This window comes from Patescibacteria group bacterium, assembly GCA_024654625.1.
GTDB lineage: Bacteria > Patescibacteriota > Minisyncoccia.
In genome coordinates, this window is sequence record JANLHB010000038.1 from 1 (window position 1) to 2,451 (window position 2,451).

General features: G+C 33.1%; 2 protein-coding genes. Both read right to left on the bottom strand.

The window, feature by feature from the left end:
- Positions 1-1,426: hypothetical protein (locus tag NUV40_03985; GenBank protein ID MCR4343029.1), on the bottom strand; the 1,426-nt coding region annotated here is incomplete at its 3' end.
- Positions 1,426-2,451 (bottom strand): hypothetical protein (locus NUV40_03990; protein ID MCR4343030.1); only part of this gene is annotated, 1,026 nt, incomplete at its 5' end. The genes NUV40_03990 and NUV40_03985, both read right to left, overlap by 1 nt.

Sequence of the window (2,451 nt, forward strand, 5' to 3'; positions counted from 1 at the left end):
TAATAGTCACAAGGGCGACATTTTTATCTTTAGGTAAAGTAAAAATTATCTTCACAAAGCCGGACGGTCCGTTCGGGTGGACAGGGGTGTATTTGATAGCGTTGTCTATCAAATTTGAGAGGACCTGCTTTATCTTCCCCTCGTCGCCATTTACAAATACTTCACCCTTAACCTCTGTATCAAAGTAGAGTTTAGGGTCGCTTCTCCCCTCCTTCTCCATACTTAACTTAAACTCTTCAAAAAGCTCTTTAACAATTTTCAATACATCAAATTTTGTAAATTCATAATCTATCTTGCCACGCTCAATCCTAGAAACATTTAGAAAATCCCCCACCATCACCACCATCCTCTCAGAAGATCTGAAAAGTTTACTCAAAGGGTCTTTCATCTTCTCCGGCACCTTGCCATAACTCCCCTCAAGCATGAGTGAAGCATAGCCTTTGATAGCCGTAAGTGGAGTGCGGAGCTGGTGAGAAGCGATAGTGACAAAGTCCGACTTTATCTGATCCATCTCCTTCAACTTATCGTTAGCGCTCTTCAACTCTAGCGCCAAAGCCTGTATTTTTTCCCGAGTTTGCACCTCCTTAATAACACTGCGGATGATGAGGATGCCGAAGAAAATAGTAATAATTAATAGAGATCCTTCAAATATTATATTTTTTAATGTGTCGGCTGTTAACAAATCTAACAGAATAACTATCCAAACGACAGAGACTAATAATTCCGTGGCAACAACTTTTATGTTAAATAAGTGATATTTAAGCATCGCATAAAATATCGATGACATCATTAATACCACCATAAACTGCCCCACCCAATTAAACTCAAAAATTCCAAGAGAAGGCAACAGTAAATTAGTAATTGATGCAATAATAGAAGAAGGGACTGTTCCTATTATTATATAATTTAACTGAAACCTACGTTCACCTGAGATTTTAAAATGTTTTAAAATCAAATTTATATATCCCCAGATAAAATAACCTGTTATGTATGCACTATAAAAATAATATATAGTATGATTAAAGAAAATAATATTCTCTTTATTAGCCATGGTACTTGCCCCTTCAATCAATAAATTAGGGTATAAAGATAAAAAAATGACAAAAAAGAAAGGTATAGGTAATAAATATTTTTGCCAGAACTTAAATTTGATTTTTTCTTCTGGAAAAGAGTAAGTGAAGTATAAAAATGATAATGGTATAGTAGCAGCAGTAAAATATAATAATCTAGACCACAAAATTACATTAACAGATGACCCTCTATAAAAGAACATGGACATAACCCACAAAAACACAGACGTGGCAAGGAGAAAGAACCAGAAATTTGTTATATTGTTCCTATTTCTTGAGTATATTATTAAACCATAGACTATATTTATAAGCCCTGTTAAAAATACGAAAATATTTATTATATCAAATAAATACATTATTTTTTTATTATACTTTTTATTTTCTCCATCTTCTCATCTAATATCTTTCCCTCAATATGGTTTTGAAATTCAGCCAACCTAAAATTTAGATTTTTAGAGAGAGTAGAAATGTCATCTATCAAATCCATATCTAAATAACCAAGTGCATAATGTTTTTCATGTTTTCCATATGCTAAAATCATGACTTCGCCCAGGCAACAGAAGGTATCTTCTTTATTTAATAATCCAAAATTAAAATGATAATTTATCCCCAGTGTATTGATAACTCCTCCTTCTAATATTAACACATCATTTCTATTTTTATAAATATCTGGTGATATATCTGAAGGCTGAGCATCATTAATAATCACTGCCCCAGATTTTAAATCCTCAGATTTGATGACTACGTCTGGTGAATTTGTGGCCGCGATAATTATATCTGCTGATCTAATATCACTCATTTCACTAGAAATATCTATAAAAAATGTCTTATCTTTAAATTTATGTTTTATCTCGTTTACAAAGCCATTTACAATATCTAACTTTCGATCCAAATCGATCAGGATAAAATTACTACTATCGCTAGCAGCTAGTAGTTTAAAGCAACCAGAACCAACTCCTCCAGCCGCACCAACAATTCCGATTTTTGATTCTTTCAAATCTATATTTAATCTTTTAGATATGGCAAATAAAGTATCTGTTACCGTTTTTACTGTATAGGCTCTTCCCGTTGTAATACCAATGTTAGTATCTTTTATTAAATCTAGTCCGCCCCGTGTCAATGAAGCTGTCATAGCGCCTAATCCCATAATAGAGACCCCTAATTTTTCAGCGAGCTTCGTAGCTTGTAATATTTTTTTCTTTGTAAGTTTACGTTCAATCACCATTTGATCTGCTGTTAATGGTATTCCTAAAACCCAACCCTTAACAGATCTCCCATCTTTATCTTTCATCCCTTCTATCTCCGAGACAACTATAGGCCAATAAAATTTTAAGAATTTCTTAACCCATTTTTCAGAAAAAAAACTCGCAAAAGGATATTT